Origin of the sequence: Pseudomonas sp. GV105 (assembly GCF_003058185.1) — a bacterium.
Classification (GTDB): Bacteria; Pseudomonadota; Gammaproteobacteria; order Pseudomonadales; family Pseudomonadaceae; genus Aquipseudomonas; species Aquipseudomonas veronii.
On sequence record NZ_QBUF01000018.1, the window covers coordinates 19,153 to 37,777 of the forward strand.

At 62.2% G+C, this 18,625-nt stretch carries 15 protein-coding genes; 10 read left to right on the top strand and 5 right to left on the bottom strand.

The features are described 5' to 3' along the window. Positions 1 to 148: 148 nt before the first annotated feature. Positions 149 to 1,045, bottom strand: coding sequence for a helix-turn-helix domain-containing protein (locus C8K66_RS27255; RefSeq protein ID WP_046383712.1), 897 nt, complete (start codon positions 1,043 to 1,045; stop codon positions 149 to 151). Between the two features lie 140 nt (positions 1,046 to 1,185). Here C8K66_RS27255 and C8K66_RS27260 point away from each other — a divergent pair, with 140 nt between their 5' ends. The 3 genes from C8K66_RS27260 to C8K66_RS27270 are packed head-to-tail and all read left to right on the top strand — an operon-like array spanning position 1,186 to position 4,947. Continuing rightward, on the top strand, positions 1,186 to 2,544 hold the full coding sequence (locus tag C8K66_RS27260; protein WP_046383711.1) for a glutamine synthetase family protein: 1,359 nt from the start codon (positions 1,186 to 1,188) through the stop codon (positions 2,542 to 2,544). A 22-nt stretch (positions 2,545 to 2,566) separates the two neighbouring features. Next, positions 2,567 to 3,655, top strand: coding sequence for a polyamine ABC transporter substrate-binding protein (locus C8K66_RS27265; protein WP_079444059.1), 1,089 nt, complete (start codon positions 2,567 to 2,569; stop codon positions 3,653 to 3,655). Beyond that, positions 3,652 to 4,947 (top strand): FAD-binding oxidoreductase, encoded by a 1,296-nt coding sequence (locus tag C8K66_RS27270; RefSeq protein WP_108526526.1) that lies wholly within the window; start codon positions 3,652 to 3,654, stop codon positions 4,945 to 4,947. The genes C8K66_RS27265 and C8K66_RS27270 overlap by 4 nt, the downstream gene beginning before the upstream one ends. A 71-nt stretch (positions 4,948 to 5,018) precedes the next feature. On the opposite strand, the gene C8K66_RS27275 is transcribed toward C8K66_RS27270, so the two are convergent. Next, entirely contained in the window at positions 5,019 to 6,275 is a 1,257-nt protein-coding gene (locus C8K66_RS27275) for a hypothetical protein (RefSeq protein ID WP_057004695.1), read from the bottom strand. A 345-nt stretch (positions 6,276 to 6,620) separates the two neighbouring features. On the opposite strand from C8K66_RS27275, the gene C8K66_RS27280 reads away from it, so the two are divergent. Next, complete coding sequence (locus tag C8K66_RS27280) at positions 6,621 to 7,037, top strand: SRPBCC family protein (protein WP_108526528.1); 417 nt, start codon at positions 6,621 to 6,623, stop codon at positions 7,035 to 7,037. Between the two features lie 80 nt (positions 7,038 to 7,117). Here C8K66_RS27280 and C8K66_RS27285 read toward each other — a convergent pair whose 3' ends face one another. Together C8K66_RS27285 and C8K66_RS27290 are read right to left on the bottom strand one after the other, a co-directional pair. Next, positions 7,118 to 8,509: a HAMP domain-containing sensor histidine kinase gene (locus tag C8K66_RS27285; protein ID WP_079444054.1), complete on the bottom strand. Its 1,392-nt coding sequence runs from the start codon at positions 8,507 to 8,509 to the stop codon at positions 7,118 to 7,120. Continuing rightward, complete coding sequence (locus C8K66_RS27290) at positions 8,487 to 9,170, bottom strand: response regulator transcription factor (RefSeq protein WP_003219726.1); 684 nt, start codon at positions 9,168 to 9,170, stop codon at positions 8,487 to 8,489. The genes C8K66_RS27285 and C8K66_RS27290 overlap by 23 nt, the downstream gene beginning before the upstream one ends. Positions 9,171 to 9,425: 255 nt before the next feature. Here C8K66_RS27290 and C8K66_RS27295 point away from each other — a divergent pair, with 255 nt between their 5' ends. Further along, on the top strand, positions 9,426 to 10,268 hold the full coding sequence (locus tag C8K66_RS27295) for a hypothetical protein (protein WP_132849965.1): 843 nt from the start codon (positions 9,426 to 9,428) through the stop codon (positions 10,266 to 10,268). Positions 10,269 to 10,399: 131 nt separating this feature from the next. Here the strand turns inward: C8K66_RS27295 and C8K66_RS27300 are convergent, their stop codons facing one another. Beyond that, positions 10,400 to 11,320: a MurR/RpiR family transcriptional regulator gene (locus C8K66_RS27300; protein WP_108526532.1), complete on the bottom strand. Its 921-nt coding sequence runs from the start codon at positions 11,318 to 11,320 to the stop codon at positions 10,400 to 10,402. A 284-nt stretch (positions 11,321 to 11,604) separates the two neighbouring features. Here C8K66_RS27300 and iolC point away from each other — a divergent pair, with 284 nt between their 5' ends. The 5 genes from iolC (at position 11,605) to C8K66_RS27325 (ending at position 18,356) form a co-directional block, all read left to right on the top strand. Further along, positions 11,605 to 13,542 (top strand): 5-dehydro-2-deoxygluconokinase, encoded by a 1,938-nt coding sequence (gene iolC, locus C8K66_RS27305; RefSeq protein ID WP_108526534.1) that lies wholly within the window; start codon positions 11,605 to 11,607, stop codon positions 13,540 to 13,542. Positions 13,543 to 13,705: 163 nt separating this feature from the next. Next, positions 13,706 to 14,599 (top strand): myo-inosose-2 dehydratase, encoded by an 894-nt coding sequence (gene iolE, locus C8K66_RS27310; protein WP_046489005.1) that lies wholly within the window; start codon positions 13,706 to 13,708, stop codon positions 14,597 to 14,599. Beyond that, positions 14,596 to 15,384 carry a 5-deoxy-glucuronate isomerase gene (gene iolB, locus C8K66_RS27315; protein ID WP_017846559.1) on the top strand — a complete coding sequence of 263 codons (789 nt, stop codon included), beginning with the start codon at positions 14,596 to 14,598 and terminating at the stop codon, positions 15,382 to 15,384. Before iolE ends, iolB begins: the two co-directional genes overlap by 4 nt. Before the next feature lie 10 nt (positions 15,385 to 15,394). Then, a complete protein-coding gene (iolD, locus tag C8K66_RS27320) occupies positions 15,395 to 17,326 on the top strand; it encodes a 3D-(3,5/4)-trihydroxycyclohexane-1,2-dione acylhydrolase (decyclizing) (RefSeq protein WP_046383702.1) in 1,932 nt (643 codons plus the stop codon). 19 nt (positions 17,327 to 17,345) lie between these two features. Beyond that, entirely contained in the window at positions 17,346 to 18,356 is a 1,011-nt protein-coding gene (locus C8K66_RS27325; protein WP_017846557.1) for a Gfo/Idh/MocA family protein, read from the top strand. The last annotated feature ends 269 nt before the right edge of the window (positions 18,357 to 18,625 follow it).

Genomic DNA, 18,625 nt, shown 5'->3' on the forward strand with positions numbered 1-18,625 from the left:
ATTGCGACCGCTTACCGCTGATCTCAGGCCGACGAATATCTCAATGTGGGAGGGGGCTTGCCCCCGATAGCGGTGTCTCAGTCAATATTCCTGGTGACTGACCCATTGCCATCGGGGGCAAGCTCCCTCCCACCATTTAGAGTGCGTTTCAAACGGCGCGCTTGAGGGTTTCGCTCGGCAGCTCCTTGAACAACGCCCGGTAGCTATTGGAAAACCGCCCCAAATGCCAGAACGACCAGTTCATCGCCACTTGCGCCACTGTGGCCGCGGCTGAACTCAACAACTCCCGCCGCGCCCCGTTCAAGCGGCGCAAACGCAACCACTGCGCCGGGCTCATTCCGGTGTAGGTCTTGAAGCCTTGTTGCAACTGGCGCAACGGCACGCCGGCGATCTGCGCCAGCTCCAGCAGGTTGACGGTGTCATCCGGTGCATCGACCGCCCATTCGCCGATGCGCGTCATCAGCCGGCGCTCTTCGCTGCGGCGCTGCAATGACTGGCGGTCCAGGCATACGCAGGCGTTGTCGAGAATGAACAGGCAATCGTCGAGCAACTGCTGGGTGAGGGCATCGCGGCTGATCGGGTCGGTGGTGCCGGACAACCGTGTGAGCGTGCCACTGAGCCAGCGGCTGAATAACGCATTCTGCTGGCAGGTCAGCGGCGCCATGAACAACCCTTCGAGTTTCGCCACATCCAACCGATGGCGCTGCACAAACTGCGGCCCGAATACCACCGCCACTTCACGGTAGTTCTCCGGGGTGATCCAGGTGTTGCGGCTCTCGCCATTGAGCAGGTACAGCGCGTTGTCGCTGCCGTCGAAACAGAACGCCAGGGCCCCCGGCGGCGCGTTGAAATGCTGCTCCACCCGGGTGTTCATGCTCTCTTCGTAGACCTCCACGCCGTGCAGGTCGAGGTAGCGGATCTGCCCGGCAAAATGCCCGGGGGACATCTGCTGGTAGTGCTGCACCCAGCCGGGTGTCGCACGGCATTGAGCGGCCACATCACCGGTGGTGAAGGCCTGTACGCGCAAAGCGGTTGCCTGTGTCATGGGGGGAACCTGCTCGCACTCTATTGGTGCGTTGTGTTCGGAGCAAAGTGGATAGATGCCGTGGCGCGGCGAGCCCAAGATAGACCTCAATGCGCCGGGAGTACAAGCCGGTGCAGTCTCCCACCCATGACGAGGTCCTTATGAACGCCCCCTTCGATCAGCTGTCCGCCTGGCTGAAAGAACACAAGATTACCGAGGTCGAATGCGTGATCAGTGATTTGACTGGCATCGCACGCGGCAAGATTGCGCCCACCAACAAGTTCCTGCATGAGCGAGGCATGCGCCTGCCGGAAAGTGTGTTGCTGCAAACGGTAACCGGGGACTTTGTCGACGACGATGTCTACTACGACCTGCTCGACCCGGCCGACATCGACATGGTCTGCCGCCCGGTGGCCCACGCCACCTACGTGGTGCCATGGGCGATTGAACCGACCGCCATCGTGATCCACGACACCTTCGACAAGCAGGGTAACCCCATCGAGCTGTCGCCGCGCAACGTGCTGAAAAAGGTGTTGCAGCTCTACGCCGAGCAGGGCTGGCAGCCGATTGTCGCGCCGGAAATGGAGTTCTACCTGACCCAGCGCTGCGATGACCCGGACCTGCCGCTGAAAACCCCGGTCGGCCGCTCCGGGCGGGCCGAAACCGGTCGCCAGTCGTTCTCCATCGACGCCGCCAACGAGTTCGACCCACTGTTCGAAGACGTCTACGACTGGTGCGAAGCCCAGGGCCTGGACCTCGACACACTGATCCACGAAGACGGCCCGGCGCAGATGGAAATCAACTTCCGCCACGGTGACGCCCTGGATCTTGCCGACCAGATCACCGTGTTCAAACGCACCCTGCGCGAAGCCGCGCTCAAGCACAATGTGGCCGCGACCTTCATGGCCAAGCCGGTGGCCGACGAGCCGGGCAGCGCGATGCACCTGCACCAGAGCGTGGTCGACATCGCCACGGGCAAGCCGGTGTTCGTCGACGCCGACGGCCAGATGAGCACGCTGTTCCTGCACCACATCGGCGGCCTGCAGAAGTACATCCCCAAGCTGCTGCCGATGTTTGCGCCCAACGTGAATTCGTTCCGCCGCTTCCTGCCGGACACCTCGGCGCCGGTCAACGTGGAATGGGGCGAAGAAAACCGCACTGTCGGCCTGCGCGTGCCGACATCGAACCCCGACGCCATGCGCGTGGAAAACCGCCTGCCCGGCGCGGATGCCAACCCGTACCTGGCGATCGCCGCCAGCCTGTTGTGTGGCTACCTGGGCATGATCGAAAAGATCGAGCCGAGCGCGCCGGTGGAAGGCCGCGCCTATGAGCGGCGCAACCTGCGCCTGCCGATCACGCTCGAGGATGCGCTGGTGCGTATGGAGGAGTGCGCGACGGTCAAGCAATACCTGGGCGACAAATTCGTGCGCGGCTACGTCGCGGTCAAACGCGCCGAGCATGAGAATTTCAAGCGGGTGATCAGTTCCTGGGAGCGTGAGTTCCTGCTGTTGAGCGTCTAAACAATCATAAAGGGGTGTCGATATGCGTCTGATGAAAAAACTTCTCCCGCTGGCCCTGGTGGCGGCATTCAGCAGCGCCGCGCAGGCGGAGCCGACGGTCAGTGTCTACAACTGGACCGACTACATCGGTGAAACCACCTTGGCCGACTTCCAGGCCAAGACGGGGATCAAGGTGATCTACGACGTGTTCGACTCCAACGAAACCCTGGAGGGCAAGCTGCTGGCGGGGCGCACCGGGTATGACGTGGTGGTGCCGTCCAACCACTTCCTGGCGCGCCAGGTCAAGGCCGGCGCGTTCCTCAAGCTCGACCGCGCGCAGTTGCCCAATTTCAAGAACCTCGACCCCAAGCTGCTCAAGCTGCTGGAGAAAAACGACCCGGGCAACGCGCACTCGGTGCCGTACCTGTGGGGCACCAACGGCATCGGCTACAACGTCGACAAGGTCAAGCAGGTGCTCGGCATCGACCATATCGATTCATGGGCGGTGCTGTTCGAGCCGGAGAACCTCAAGAAGCTCAACCAGTGCGGCGTGGCCTTCCTCGACTCGGCGGATGAGTTGTTCCCGGCGATCCTCAACTACATGGGCAAGGACCCGCGCAGCGAGAACCCTGAAGACTACAAACAGGCGCAAGCCAAGCTGTTGACGCTGCGGCCTTACATCACCTACTTCCATTCCTCCAAGTACATCTCGGATTTGGCCAACGGCGATATCTGCGTGGCGTTCGGTTATTCCGGCGACGTGTTCCAGGCCGCCAACCGCGCCAAGGAAGCCAAGAACGGGGTGAACATTGCCTATTCGATTCCCAAGGAAGGCTCCAACCTGTGGTTCGACCTGCTGGCGATCCCCGCCGATGCGAGCAACCCGAAAGCAGCCCACGCGTTTATCAACTACCTGCTCGACCCTGAAGTCATCGCCAAAGTCAGCGCCTCGGTCGGCTATGCCAACGCCAACCCGGCAGCCAATGCCTTCATGGACCCGGAATTGGTGAACAACCCTGAGGTGTACCCGTCCCAGGCCGTGCTCGACAAACTCTATATTTCCACCACGCCGACCCCGGCGACCATGCGCCTGATGACCCGCGCCTGGAGCAAAGTGAAGACCGACAAATGATCCAATCGAACGACCACGCCCGGTCCTATTACCGGGCCTCGGCCAATGCCATGCCCGAGCGTCCGGCCTTGGCCGCCGACTTGAGCGCGGATGTGTGTGTGATCGGCGGTGGGTTCACCGGGGTCAATACCGCCATCGAACTGGCCCAGCGCGGGCTGTCGGTGATCCTGCTGGAGGCGCGGCGCATCGGTTGGGGCGCCAGCGGGCGCAACGGCGGGCAATTGATTCGCGGCATCGGCCACGACGTGTCGGGCTTTGCCAAGTATGTGGGCGAGGAGGGCGTGCGTTATCTGGAGCGGGCCGGGATTGATTCGGTCACGTTGGTGGGTGAACGCGTTCGCACGCAGGGTATCGACTGCGACCTGCGCTGGGGCTTTTGCGAACTGGCCAATACCGCGGCGCAGTTCGCCGCGTTCAAGGGCGAGCAGGAGCGCCTATTGGCGCAGGGCTACAACCATGAGGTCCGTGTGGTGGGTCCGCAGGATATGCACCAGGTCGTCGGCTCGCAGGTCTATGCCGGCGGCCTGGTGGACATGGGGTCCGGGCACCTGCACCCATTGAATCTGGTGTTGGGCGAGGCGCGGGTCGCCGAGTCCCTGGGGGTGCGGATTTTCGAGCACACCCCAGCGTTGGAACTGCTCCACGGCGACACCGTGCAGGTACGCTGCGCCGGCGGCACGGTGCGTGCCAGCAACCTGGTGCTGGCCTGCAATGCACACTTGGAGGCGTTGGAGCCGCGCTTGAGCGGCAAGGTACTGCCTGCCGGCAGCTACATCATCGCCACCGAACCGTTAACGGAAGGGCTGGCCGAGCAATTGATCCCGCAGAACCTGGCGCTGTGCGACCAGAAAGTCGGCTTGGACTACTACCGACTGACCGCCGACCGACGCCTGTTGTTCGGCGGCGCCTGCCATTATTCGGGGCGTGATCCGCAGGACATCGCCGCGTATATGCGACCGAAGATGCTCCAGGTATTCCCGCAACTGGCCAATACCGTGATCGAGTTCCAGTGGGGCGGCAAGATCGGCATCACCGCCAATCGCTTTCCCCAGGTCGGGCGGCTAAAACAGTACCCGAACGTGTTGTATGCCCAGGGCTATTCCGGCCATGGGCTGAACGTGAGCCATTGGTGTGCGCGGCTGCTGGCTGAAGCCATCCATGCCGGGCACAGCCAGGGCCTGGAGGTGTTTAGCCAGGTGCCGCACATGACCTTTCCGGGCGGCAAGGTCTTGCGCTCGCCGTTGTTGGCGTTGGGGATGCTGTGGTATCGGTTGCGGGAGACCCTGCAGTGATGAGCTGCCGCCGCATGGGGGCGGTTGGATTGAGCCGCACCTAAGGCTGCAAGGAAAACCGCTTTTCCTCGTCATGGCAAGGTTGCGCCTACGGCCCTGTAGTTGAGCGTGGAATCGGTTGCTGTGCCATACACGATCGCCCCGGAGCGGGTAATGCCCTCCAGCCGGCTCATCCGTCCGTCCAAAAGAGGGTTGATCTCCACGGTGCCGTTGACGCCGTCCCAGTAGGCGCCGCTGGGGTATTGGTTGGCATCGAAACTGTTCAAGGCGACGGTGTCGTTATCCGCCAAACCCACCGCGTTGGTCTGGGCGCTGCCAGGCAGCGGCTGGATCGACTGCACGCTGAACGAGTTGGTGGGGTCTGGCCAAAAGAGTGCTTTCTCGAAACCCGACGGGTCCCTGCCATACGCGAGTATATGCCCGGGGTTGTTGATCGACACCGCGTAATTCTGCGCATTGAGGGGCATGGTCAGCAGCAGGGGCGCGCTGCTGGGTGTTCCCCAGAATGCCGTTTGCGGCACATCGCCGGTAGCGCCGCTGAACACGCAGGTACCGACCACCTGAAGCTGATCGTTCATGCCCACCGCCCAGCAATAGCTGGCGCCGGAGGGGCTGGCCAGCGCGGTCAACACGTAGCTGCTGCCGTTCCAGGTGGCGACGGTGGGTTTGGGCGTGGCATTGGCCCCCGGACAGTTCATGACGACACTGGGATAGCCGTTGATCAAGGTGTTGTTCACGTCGATCCCGGCACAGTTGTCGCCATAGTTGGAAACGCGTTGGGGCGTGGCATTGCCCGGGGTATACAGCACCACGGTTGCCTGTAACGTGGCGCTGATGCTTTGAGCCAGGGCCGCGCCTAGCAGGTTCAGGGCGGTGGGCACGGTCTGGACATCGGCGGGTCGCAGCAGGGGAAACAGCAAGGTGCCAGGCAAGGGGGCCGTCGCCGTCGGCAGGCCACTGGGCGTCGCTGCATTCCAGAATACGGCAAAACTGAGATTGGCGGCGTTGGCGCAACTTCCCAGCATCCAGCCACTGTTAGCGATTGCCTCGACGCTGCACGGTTGCCCGTTCACCAGCGGCGGCAAGACCTGTTGAGGGCCGCTCAGCGATGCGGCGTACCAAGGATTGCTGTTGGCGCTGACCGTAGCGGATGAACAATTGCCCACGGCTTGTGCGCTATCGTTGACGCTACTGGTTGAACATTGCGCCCCGGCCGCACTGCCCGAGTCGACGTATGTGGCGGCACTGGCGGTTACACCATAGCCGTACAGCAGCGAGGCGCCGAGCAGTGTCAGCGCAGTGATCGAGGTTTTGAAATAACGCGGCATGATGAGTCCCTCCCTGGAGTGTTTACCTGTCGGTGCCGTATGGACAGGCGCCGTTGCGTACCAGTAAACGCTGGAGATGGGGGCGTTACAACTGTCATTTCTAACAGGTACAGAACGAGTGGCTGTGCGTTAGCATCGGTGTTTTTGCGCCCTGCGGGCCGTCCAGGCACGCAGATGATTTCAGTGGTCCGGTACGGCATGGCGTCAATCTCGAGCATCCATCGCGCCACGAATAGGGGGTGAAGTGACGAATCGGCTGGCGTACATTGTTCAACCCCGGTCGCCAGCAACTGTCGGTGCGACAGATCTGGCGATCTGAATTGTTTATTGTCTGGAGTATTGATTGTGCCTACAGCTTCTTCTGTCATTGAAGTTCCGGTTTCGGCCGATCAGGTGTGGCAATTGGTCGGCGGTTTTGACGCGCTGCCGGACTGGCTGCCATTGATCGTCGAGAGCAAGCCGGGCGACGGCGGGCGCCTGCGTCACCTGAAGACCGCCGATGGCGGCGTGGTGGTGGAGCGCTTGCAGACCTTTGATAACGTGGCCCGCACTTACAGCTACAGCATCGAGGAGTCGCCGTTTCCGGTGAGTGCCTACCTGGCGACGTTGCGGGTCGAAGCCCTGACGGAGTCGTCGGCGAAGGTGACGTGGTCGGGCGTGTTCACCCCGGTGCCGGGCATCACCGACGAGGCGGTGGAAGCTTTGTTTGCCGGCGTGTACCGCGGTGGGCTTGAGGCGCTGCGCGCCAACTTCCCGGCTTGACCTGATCGATCGGGCAACCGACACCCAATGTGGGAGGGAGCAAGCCCCCTCCCACCGTTTCGATCGGTGTCGTGTCTGGTTTATTTGGGCATCAGTTGCTGGCGACACTCCAGCACCAACCGCGCACCGCCGCGTTGGCTGGTGCCGACGTCCAGCTTGAAACCGTGCAGATTGATGATCGCCGCGACAATCGACAAGCCCAGCCCAAACCCACCTTGCTGGTCGCTTTCATCCACGCGATAGAACCGCTGGAACACTGCCTTGCGTTCCGCTGTTGGGATGCCGGGGCCGGAGTCGTGGACTTCGATACGCGTGCTGCCCGCATCGTTGACCGCGCGCAAAATCACTTCGCCGCCCGCGGGGGTGAACTTGATCGAGTTGCTCAGCAGGTTGGCCAGGGCCTCGAACAGCAAGGCCCGGTCGCCGGTGATCCAGGGCAGGGATGGCGGGGTGTCGAGCACCAGTTGCAGTTCGCCTTCCTCGGCCAGGGGCAGGTAGAAGTCGTGCAGTTCGCGCAGCAGCGGCAGTGGGTCCATCACCAGAAAGCCCGAGCGGCGTTGGTGGTCTTCCAGTTCCGAGATCCGCAACAACCCGCGAAAGCGCGCCATCAGCGTGTCGGTTTCCGCGATGGCGTCGTCCAGTTGCACCGCGTGGGCCGAGTCGTGTTCGGCTTGTTGCTTGATGCGATAGAGCTGCGCGCGCAAGCGGGTGAGCGGGGTGCGCAGGTCGTGGGCGATGTTGTCGCACACGCCTTTGACCTCGTTCATCAGCTTCTCGATGCGGTCGAGCATGGCGTTGACGATGGCGGCGAGCATGTCCAGTTCGTCACGCCGGTTCGACAGCGGCAGGCGATGGGTGAGGTCGCCGGCGACGATGGCCTCGGCGCTGGCCTGGATCCCGCGAATCCGTCGCAATGGGCGGCGGCGCAGCAAATGCCAGCCGGCGGCGCCGGGGATGATGGTCAGCGACACCGCCCACAGCAGCGCGTGCCAGATGATCCGGGTTACGCCGAACAGCGAACCGTTGGCGCGCACCAGCACCAGCCAGCGGCCATCGGCGGTGTGGGTGACCACGGCGTCGCAGCTGTCTTTGGGCAGTTTCGGGTCGTCGGAATCGACGCAATTGGCCAGGGCGTGGATCTTGCCGTCCAGGGGCAAGTCGGGCGGTATCGCCTGGATCGGTCCGTTCAATGGGCGAAATTGCTCATCGAACAGACCATAGGCGTCCACGCCCTTCATGTCGAAGGTCATGCTGGTGGTCAGGGCTTCCAACAGTTCTTCGCCGTCGAACCGCTGGAACAGGTGCTGGCGCTGCATCAGCGAATGGCGCGAGAGGTCGCTGAGGTAACCGGACACCTCGTAATACAGCACCCCCATGAGGATGCAGCTCCAAGCCACGAACAGCGAACTGTACAGCGCCAGCAAGCGGCTGCTGGAGGAACGCCAGCCCTTAGAGGGGTTCAGCAATGACATACCCGGAACCTCGTACCGTGCGGATCAGCGGCGTGAGGCCAGGTGGATCGATCTTCTTGCGCAGGCGACCGATGTGGACATCGATCAGGTTGGTCCCGGGGTCGAAGTGATAACCCCAGACTTCCTCGAAGATCATCATCCGCGACAGGATCTGCCCGGTGTTGCGCATCAGGAATTCCAGCAGTTTGTATTCGGTGGGCAGCAGGCTCAGCGGCTGCTCGGCGCGGCTGGCTTCACGGCTGATCAGGTTCAGCTCAAGGTCGGCCACGCGCAGCGCGGTTTCGAATTCCTTGACCGTGCTTTTGCGCCGCAGCAGCACTTCGACGCGGGCGGCCATTTCATCGGAGGCGAACGGCTTGGTCAGGTAGTCATCCCCACCGGCGCGCAGGCCGCGCACCCGCTCGTCGACATCGGAGAGCGCGCTGATCATCAGGATCGGCGTCGACACGCCGATGGTGCGCAGGGTGGTGACGATGGCCAGGCCATCGAGTTCCGGCAACATACGGTCGAGGGTGATCAGATCGTAATCACCACTCACGGCGCGGACCAGGCCTTCGCGGCCGTTGTCCACCCAATCTACGTCCAGTCCATGGCTACTCAGCTCGGCGACGATCTCGCGGGCCGTTACGGCATCATCCTCGATGGTCAAAATGCGGGTCATAGGATTACCTGGTGAGCGATTCACACTAGAAGTGTGGGCATTTTGCCAAGAAATGGCTGAACGCTTCCTAAATAAAACTTCATGTTGGCAAAACTGACACAGTTTTCATAAACCCCGCCTGGCGCGCCAGCCCCCGCAGGTCGGTTATTTATCGTTATTAAAACCGTGGTTTTTAAACCTGTGAGATTTGACAGTTTACGCCCTCGCTCGAAGCAAATAGCGTGAGTCGACCAATCATGTTCAAGGGGCGTAGCCATGAACCAGACAACAGGAAGTTTTACCGCCAAGATCAATAACCCTCAGGTCAGTCCTCCCGAGCATTCCTTTCAAGGAGACGCCGATCAGATGATGATGTATTTCCTGGATAACAAGTTGTACATCAGTGCGACCGAAAAAATCGGCCCCGATATCAACGAGCGGCTCGGCTTCGATTTTGTTGTTTCGGACGTCCTGGACGATGGCGAGGAGCGAACGTATTCCCTTGGAAGTCAGGCCACGGGCACTTATTGGGCGCACGAAAACCTCGGCAGTGCACCCTACGTAGCGTTCACAGGGAGTCTCAGTCTGTCCCTTGACTCACAGGACCGGCTGGTCGGCACGTTCAGTTTTTCGGCCAAGCATGGCAGCAAGGACGTTGAAATCACGCAGGGCGTGATTAACCTGATCGGCTTGAGTTCGCGAATGTGCACACCGCAGATCACCGGCACCGGCTATATGCGCGGGTCAGTACCCGGCGGGCCGATGCCGGCGCCTGAGTTCGACGCGACGGAAGTGAGTCTCAGGAAGGTTGTAAGCACGTTTACTTACTGGCAGGTAATCGGTCGCCAATATGACGATCTTTCACGGGTTCAGAATCTGGTGCTGATTGTGGTGAGAGAAGAGGCGAAGGGTATGGCGTTTGACCTGGCCACCAGCAAGGAAGTGCAAGTTCAATTTGGCCGAATCAACTCTTTCGGTTTTGCCCATTCCATCAGTGGCAGCCTTGAATTTACTGCCTTGCCTGAGACCGGGCGTACAGTGGGCAGTGTGGATTGCATGGTGCAGAGGAACGAGGAGACGCCGTTTGCGGTGAAGGTGAATTTTGATATTTCCGAGTAGGTTTGAGGCTTGATCAAGCCCAAGTCGTCAGTCCCCTTGTGCAATGACTGGCCTGCGCCCGGGGACGCGGCGCTCGGGCGTCATCGTTAACGCTCTGCGCGAACAAGCCCGCGCCTCAGATCCCTGGCGAGTCAGTCGTCGAAGCCCACCTGCTCATGAATCTCATCCACCTTCAACTCCAGGCGATACGCCACCGCAATGAACAGCGCCTGGCACAGGCACAACGTGGCGCTCAAGGAACGGAAGGCAAACGACGAGCCTTCATTGACCAACAGCACTGCGTTCGCGCGCTTGGCCAGGGGCGACAGGTTGCTGTCGGTAATGATCAGGGTCTTGGCCTGGTGGTGCTGGGCGATACGCAGGCAGTGCTGGGTTTCTTTGCCGTAGGGCGTGAAGCTGATGGCGATCACCAGGTCATTGGCGCGCACGCTGCGCATCTGCTCGCGGTAGCTGCCGCCCAGGCCTGAGATCAGGTGGATGCGCTTGTTGGTGTGCTGCAGGTTGTAGACCAGGTAATCGGCCACCGCAAACGAACGGCGCACGCCAACCACGTAGATGTTGTCGGCGTTGACCACCAGGTCGACGGCTTTTTCGAACGCCGCGTCATCCAGTTCCAGGCCCAGGCGCTCGATGCCCGAAAGCGTGGCATTGACACACTCGCGCGCCAGGTCGCCGCCGCTGGCCTTCTGCGACTTGTTGGCGATCATGCTGCGGATGCGCTGCTGATAGTTCTGCACCGGCGTGGTCTTGTGGGTGTACGCCTCGCGAAACAGCGCCTGCATCTCACTGAACCCGCTGAAGCCGAAACGCTGGGAGAACCGCACGATGGCCGACGGATGCACTTCGCATTCGCGGGCGATGTCGCTGATGCGGTCGACCATGATCCGGTCGCTCTGCTGGCTCATGTAGCTGGCGATGCGCTTGAGCTGGCGTGGCAGGCTTTCGTATTCGTCGGTGATCAGCTGCAACAGGCGTTCGGCATTGATCGCAGGGCTGGCGAGAGTGTCGTGGGAAGCGGTCTCGGGCGTGGCCGGCTGATCGGTGCGGGACATGGGCAATCCTTCTGGCGGGTTCATCTGGTGCGCTGATAGTGGGCGCAAGTCTACAGGGTAGGCGCAAAAAAATACCCCAGCATGCGCCAGCGAATGGACGGCTGAAACGATGCACTGTCGCTGGCGTGCCCCTATGCTGACGTATTGGAAAAAATATTCTACCAAAAATAATTATGGAATAAATATTGATTGGGCTCGCTGAACGTTCTAGTCTGCTCCCACCAAGAGCGTGTGCCGTCGCCACGGCGGCACAACGCAGGCTGATAAAAATAACAGGAGCCAGCATGGGCCAGACTCGTTTTGCCAGTGGGCGTCAATTGGATCTGATTTGCCTCGGGCGCCTGGGCGTCGACCTCTATGCGCAGCAAGTCGGTGCGCGGCTTGAGGATGTGTCCAGCTTTGCCAAGTACCTCGGCGGTTCTTCCGCCAACATTGCCTTCGGCACCGCGCGCCTGGGCCTCAAGTCGGCGATGTTGAGCCGGGTAGGGGACGACCATATGGGCCGGTTCCTGACGGAATCCCTGGCCCGTGAAGGCTGCGATGTCAGCGGCATCAAGGTCGACCCGCAACGCCTTACCGCGCTGGTGCTGCTGGGCCTCAAGGACCGCGAAACCTTCCCCCTGGTGTTCTACCGCGAAAACTGCGCCGACATGGCCCTGCGCGCCGAAGACATCAGCGAAGCCTTTATCGCCTCGAGCAAGGCCCTGCTGATCACCGGCACGCATTTCTCCACCGACGCTGTGTACAAGGCCAGCGTCCAGGCCCTGGATTACGCGGCCAAACACAACGTCCAGCGCGTGCTCGACATCGACTACCGCCCGGTGCTGTGGGGCCTGGCGGGCAAGGCCGATGGCGAAACCCGGTTTGTCGCCGACCAGAGCGTCAGCCAGCACGTGCAGAGCATCCTGCCGCGCTTCGACCTGATCGTCGGTACTGAAGAAGAGTTCCTGATCGCCGGCGGCAGTGAAGATTTGCTCAGCGCCCTGCGCACCGTCCGTGAACTGACCCCGGCGACCCTGGTGGTCAAGCTCGGCCCGCAGGGCTGCACGGTGATCCACGGCGCGATCCCGGCCCGTTTAGAAGAGGGTGCGATCTACCCCGGCGTGCGCGTTGAAGTGCTTAACGTGCTGGGCGCCGGCGATGCGTTCATGGCGGGCTTTCTCAGCGGCTGGCTGAACGATGCCAGCGACGCGCGATGCAGCCAGTTGGCCAATGCCTGCGGCGGCCTGGTGGTGTCGCGCCACGCCTGCGCACCGGCCATGCCGACGCCGGCCGAACTGGATTACCTGTTCAACAGCCCGGTGCCGATCACCCGCCCCGATCAAGACGTGACCCTGCAGCGCCTGCATCGGGTCACGGTGCCACGCAAGGCCTGGAAGCAACTGTTCGTGTTCGCCTTCGACCACCGCTGGCAATTGGTCGACCTGGCGCAACGCGGCGGCCAGGACCCGAGCCGCATCAGCACGATCAAGCAGCTGTTTATCCAGGCCGTCGAACGCGTGGAGAAGACGCTGCGCGGGCAGGGCATCGAGGCCGATGTCGGTTTGCTCGCCGACCAGCGCTTCGGCCAGGACGCACTCAACGCCGCCAGCGGTCGCGGCTGGTGGATCGCACGCCCGGTGGAGGTGCAGAACTCGCGGCCCCTGGCGTTCGAACACGGCCGCTCGATCGGCAGCAACCTGATCGCCTGGCCCCAGGAGCAAATCATCAAATGCCTGGTGCAATACCACCCCGATGACGAACCGCTGCTGCGTCTGGAACAGGAAGCGCAACTCAAGGCGGTGTACGAGGCTTCGCTGGTCAGCGGGCATGAACTGTTGCTGGAAGTCATCCCGCCCAAGGATCACCCCTCGACCTACCCCGATGTGCTCTACCGCAGCCTCAAGCGCCTGTACAACCTGGGGATCTACCCGGCGTGGTGGAAAATCGAGGCACAGTCGGCCGAGGACTGGACAAAACTCGACGAACTGATCGAGGAACGCGACCCGTACTGCCGCGGTGTGGTGCTGCTGGGCCTGAATGCCTCGGCCGAGTGCCTGGCCGAGGGCTTCCGCCAAGCCAGCCAGAGTCGCACCTGCCGTGGTTTTGCCGTGGGACGCACGATTTTCCAGGAGCCGAGTCGCGCGTGGATGGCGGGGGAGATTGATGACGAGACCCTGATCCGCCAAGTCCGGGCCACTTTCGAGCAATTGATCAGTGCCTGGTGCAGTGCCAGAGGCTGAACGCAGTTCTTAATTTGAAATGTAATCCAATGTGGGAGGGAGCTTGCTCCCGATGGCGGTGGTGCAGTTACAGAAGTGTTGCCTGACACACTGCCATCGGGAGCAAGCTCCCTCCCACATAATGCAGATCTCAGTGATACCTGAAAATAATAAAGGTGCAGCCATGCCCGCAATCCGAATTGGCATCAACCCGATCTCCTGGAGCAACGACGACCTGCCGGCCCTGGGCGGCGAAACGCCCCTGAGCACGGCGTTGAGCGAAGGCAAGCAGATCGGCTACGAGGGTTTTGAACTCAACGGCAAATTCCCCAAGGACGCCAAGGGCGTCGCCGATGTGTTGCGCCCCTACGACCTGGCGCTGGTCTCCGGTTGGTACTCCAGCCGTCTGGCCCAGCGGTCGGTGGCGGAGGAAATCGAAGCCATCGCCGCTCACGTCGAGTTGCTCAAACACAATGGCGCCACGGTGTTGGTCTACGGCGAAGTGGCCGATTCGATCCAGGGCTCCCGCATCCGCCTGATCGAACGCCCGCGTTTCCACAGTGAGCAGGCCTGGCAGGACTACGCCGACAAGCTCACCGAGCTGGCGCGCTTTACTCTGTCCCAGGGCGTGCGCCTGGCCTACCACCACCATATGGGCGCCTATGTCGAATCGCCGGAGGACATTGATCAACTGATGCGCCGCACCGGCCCCGAAGTCGGCCTGCTGTTCGATTCGGGCCATTGCTACATGGGTGGCGGTGAACCCCTCGACGTACTGCGCAAGCACATCGACCGCGTGTGCCATGTGCATTTCAAGGACGTGCGCAAAGCAGTGGTGCAACTGGCGCGCAACCAGATGTGGAGCTTCCCCGACTGCATCGTCAACGGCACCTTCACCGTGCCGGGTGACGGCGATATCGACTTTGCCGCGTTGCTCGACGTGCTGCTGGCCGCGCATTACCGAGGCTGGCTGGTGGTCGAAGCCGAGCAGGACCCGGCTGTCGCGCCGAGCTATATCTATGCGAAAAAAGGTTACGACACCTTGCGTGCGCTGCTGAACGAGAGGACGGGGCAATGAGCTTGCTGGTCAAGAGCAATAAGCGCGGGCAAACCATGGTCGCCCTCGAAGCGGGCCGCCTGGCCTACGTCGGCTTTGCCGCCTACCGCCTGAGCCTGGGCGAAACCCTGCCAGTCACCGCCGGCGACCAGGAGCTGTGCCTGGTGCTGCTCAGCGGCCGGGTGACGATCGAAGGCGAGGGGTTCAACTGGCAGAACCTCGGCGATCGTCAGTCGGTGTTTGAAGACAAATCGCCCTTTGCCGCTTACCTGCCGCCGGGCACCGACGCCCAGGTGACGGCATTGAGCGACGTGCAGCTCGCGGTCTGCGCCGCGCCTGGCGCGACGGGTTTCGCGCCGCGCTTGATCCGCCCCGAACAGTGCAAGCGCAGCGTGCGCGGCAAAGGCGCCAACACCCGTTACGTGTGCGACATCCTGCCCGACAGCGAGCCCGCCCACTCCCTGCTGGTGGTGGAAGTCCGCACGCCGTCCGGGCATTCGTCGAGCTACCCGCCGCACAAGCACGACACCGACGACCTGCCGCACCAGAGCTTTCTCGAAGAAACCTATTACCACCAGGTCAACCCGCCCCAGGGCTTCGTGTTCCAGCGGGTGTACACCGACGACCGCAGCATCGATGAGGCCATGGCCGTGGAAAACAGCGACCTGGTGGTGGTGCCCAAGGGTTACCACCCGGTGAGCGTGCCGTATGGCTACGAGTCCTACTACCTCAACGTAATGGCCGGCCCCAAGCGCGCCTGGCATTTTCATAACGACCCGCAGCACAGCTGGCTGCTGGACCTTTAAGGGGCGCGACATGACCACCACTCGTTTGACCATGGCCCAGGCCCTGGTGAAATTTCTGGATAACCAATACATCGAAGTTGATGGTGTGCAGAGCAAGTTCGTGGCCGGGGTGTTCACCATTTTCGGCCACGGCAACGTGCTCGGCCTGGGCCAGGCGCTGGAGCAGGACAGCGGCGACCTGGTGGTGCATCAGGGCCGCAACGAGCAAGGCATGGCCCACGCCGCCATCGGGTTTGCCAAACAGCACCTGCGCCGCAAGATCTACGCGTGTACCGCGTCGGTCGGCCCGGGGGCAGCGAATATGCTGACCGCTGCCGCGACCGCCACGGCCAACCGCATTCCGTTGCTGCTATTGCCTGGCGATGTCTACGCCAGCCGCCAGCCCGACCCGGTGCTGCAACAGATCGAGCAGTTCCATGACCTGAGCATCAGCACCAACGACGCCTTCCGTTCGGTGAGCAAATACTGGGACCGCATCAACCGCCCCGAGCAATTGATGAGCGCGGCGATCCACGCCATGCGCGTGCTCACCGACCCGGCCGAAACCGGTGCCGTCACCCTGGCGCTGCCGCAGGACGTGCAAGCCGAGGCCTGGGATTACCCGGATTACTTCCTGCAAAAACGTGTCCATCGCCTCGACCGGCGCCCGCCCACCGAGGCGATGATCGGCGATGCTGTGGCGGCCTTCGAGGGCAAGCGCAAGCCGTTGATCATCTGCGGCGGCGGGGTCAAGTACTCCGGGGCGAATGCGGCCCTGCAGGCATTTGCCGAACGCTTCGAGATGCCCTTCGCCGAAACCCAGGCGGGCAAGAGCGCGGTGCTGTCCAGCCATCCGCTGAACGTCGGCGGGATCGGCGAAACCGGCTGCCTGGCCGCGAACCTGTTGGCCGCCGAGGCCGACCTGATCATCGGGATCGGCACGCGCTACACCGATTTCACCACGTCGTCGAAGTCGTTGTTCAAGCACGCCGAGGTGCGGTTCCTCAACCTCAACATCAGCCCCGGCGATGCGTTGAAACTCGATGGCGTGCAAGTGCTGGCGGATGCACGAGTCGCCCTTGAGGCATTGGCCGCAGCGCTGGGCGATTATCGCGCCGGTTGGGGCGAGCAGGTGCGCGATGCCAGGGCGCAACTGGATGCTGAAGTCGACCGGGTGCATCAGTTGGAATACGCCGGTGACGACTTCGTCCCCGAGGTCGACGACCACCTCGACCGCGGCGTGCTGCGCGAATTTATCGAGCTGACCGGTTCGTGCCTGACCCAAAGCCGGGTCCTCGGCGTGCTCAACCAGGCGCTGGCCGACGACGCGATTATCGTCGCCGCCGCCGGCAGCCTGCCCGGCGACCTGCAGCGCAGCTGGCGCAGCAAGGGCGTCAACACTTACCACGTCGAGTACGGTTATTCGTGCATGGGCTACGAGATCAACGCCGCCCTCGGCGTGAAACTCGCCGAGCCGACGCGCGAGGTCTATGCGCTGGTCGGTGATGGCTCCTACATGATGCTGCACTCGGAGCTGGCCACCTCGATCCAGGAGCGCCGCAAGATCAACGTGGTGCTGCTGGACAACATGGCTTTCGGTTGCATCAACAACCTGCAGATCGGCAACGGCATGGACAGCTTCGGCACCGAGTTCCGCTACCGCAACCCCGAGAGCGGCAAGCTCGACGGCGGCCTGGTGCCGGTGGATTTCGCCATGAGTGCGGCGGCCTACGGTTGCAAGACTTACAAGGTCAGCAGCGTCGAACAGCTCGAAGCGGCGCTGGCCGATGCGCGCACGCAAACGGTGTCGACGCTGATCGATATCAAGGTGCTGCCCAAGACCATGATCCACGGCTACCTGTCGTGGTGGCGGGTGGGTGTGGCGCAGGTCTCCACCAGCGAACGCACCAACGCGGCGGCGAAAAAACTCAATGAACAGCTGGCCAAGGCCCGGCAGTACTAATAACAAGAGGAGTGAATGTATGTCGTTGAAGCTGGGTGTTATCGGTACGGGCGCTATCGGCCGGGACCATATTCGTCGTTGCAGCCAGACCTTGCTCAACAGCCAGGTGGTGGCGGTGACCGACATCGACCTGGAGCAGGCCGCCAAGGTGGTGGCGGATCTGAAACTGGACGCCGAGGTGTATCCGGACGGCCATGCGCTGATCCGTTCGCCTCAGGTCGAAGCCATTCTTGTCACTTCCTGGGGCCCGAGCCATGAGGCATTCGTGCTCGCCGCCATCGAGGCGGGCAAACCGGTGTTCTGCGAAAAACCCCTGGCGGTCACCGCCGAAGGCTGTCGCAGGATCGTCGAGGCCGAAGTGGCGCACGGCAAGCGCCTGGTGCAAGTGGGCTTCATGCGCCCCTATGACGAAGGTTATCGCGCCCTCAAAGCGGTGATCGACAGCGGCCGGATCGGCGAGCCGCTAATGCTGCACTGCGCGCACCGCAACCCGCGGGTGGGCGAGAACTACAAGACCGACATGGCGATCACCGACACCCTGATCCACGAGCTGGATGTGTTGCGTTGGCTGCTCGACGACGACTATGTGTCGGTGCAAGTGGTGTTCCCGCGCAAGACCAGCAAGGCCCTGGCCCATCTGCGCGATCCGCAGATCGTGCTGCTGGAAACCGCCAAGGGCACGCGCATCGATGTGGAAGTGTTTGTGAACTGCCAGTACGGCTACGACATTCAGTGCGAAGTGGTGGGGGAGACCGGTATCGCCAAGCTGCCGGAGCCGTCGCAGGTGCAATTGCGCAGCGAAGCCAAGCTGTCCAATGCGATTCTGATGGACTGGAAAGACCGCTTTATCGGCGCCTATGACGTCGAGTTGCAGGCGTTCATCGACAGCGTGCGCGCCGGGCAAGTGGGCGGGCCGTCGGCGTGGGATGGGTTTGCAGCGGCGGTCGCGGCGGATGCGTGTATTGAAGCGCAGGGCAGTGGGCAAATTGTCCAAGTCAGCCTGCCTGAGCGTCCGCGCTTCTACGGCTGACACGCGGTCAATGTGGGAGGGGGCTTGCCCCCTCCCACAGTTGGATTGGGTGTGCACTTCAATGAAGGAGTGAATGTATGCGAATTGGACTGGTCGGCTATGGCCACGGAGGGCGCTTCTTTCATGCGCCACTGACTGCAACCCTGCCTTCTACGGCTAACACGCGGTCAATGTGGGAGGGGGCTTGCCCCCGATAGCAGTGGGTCAGCTAATGAATCTGGATCTGGTCCACCGCCATCGGGGGCAAGCCCCCTCCCACAGTTGGATTG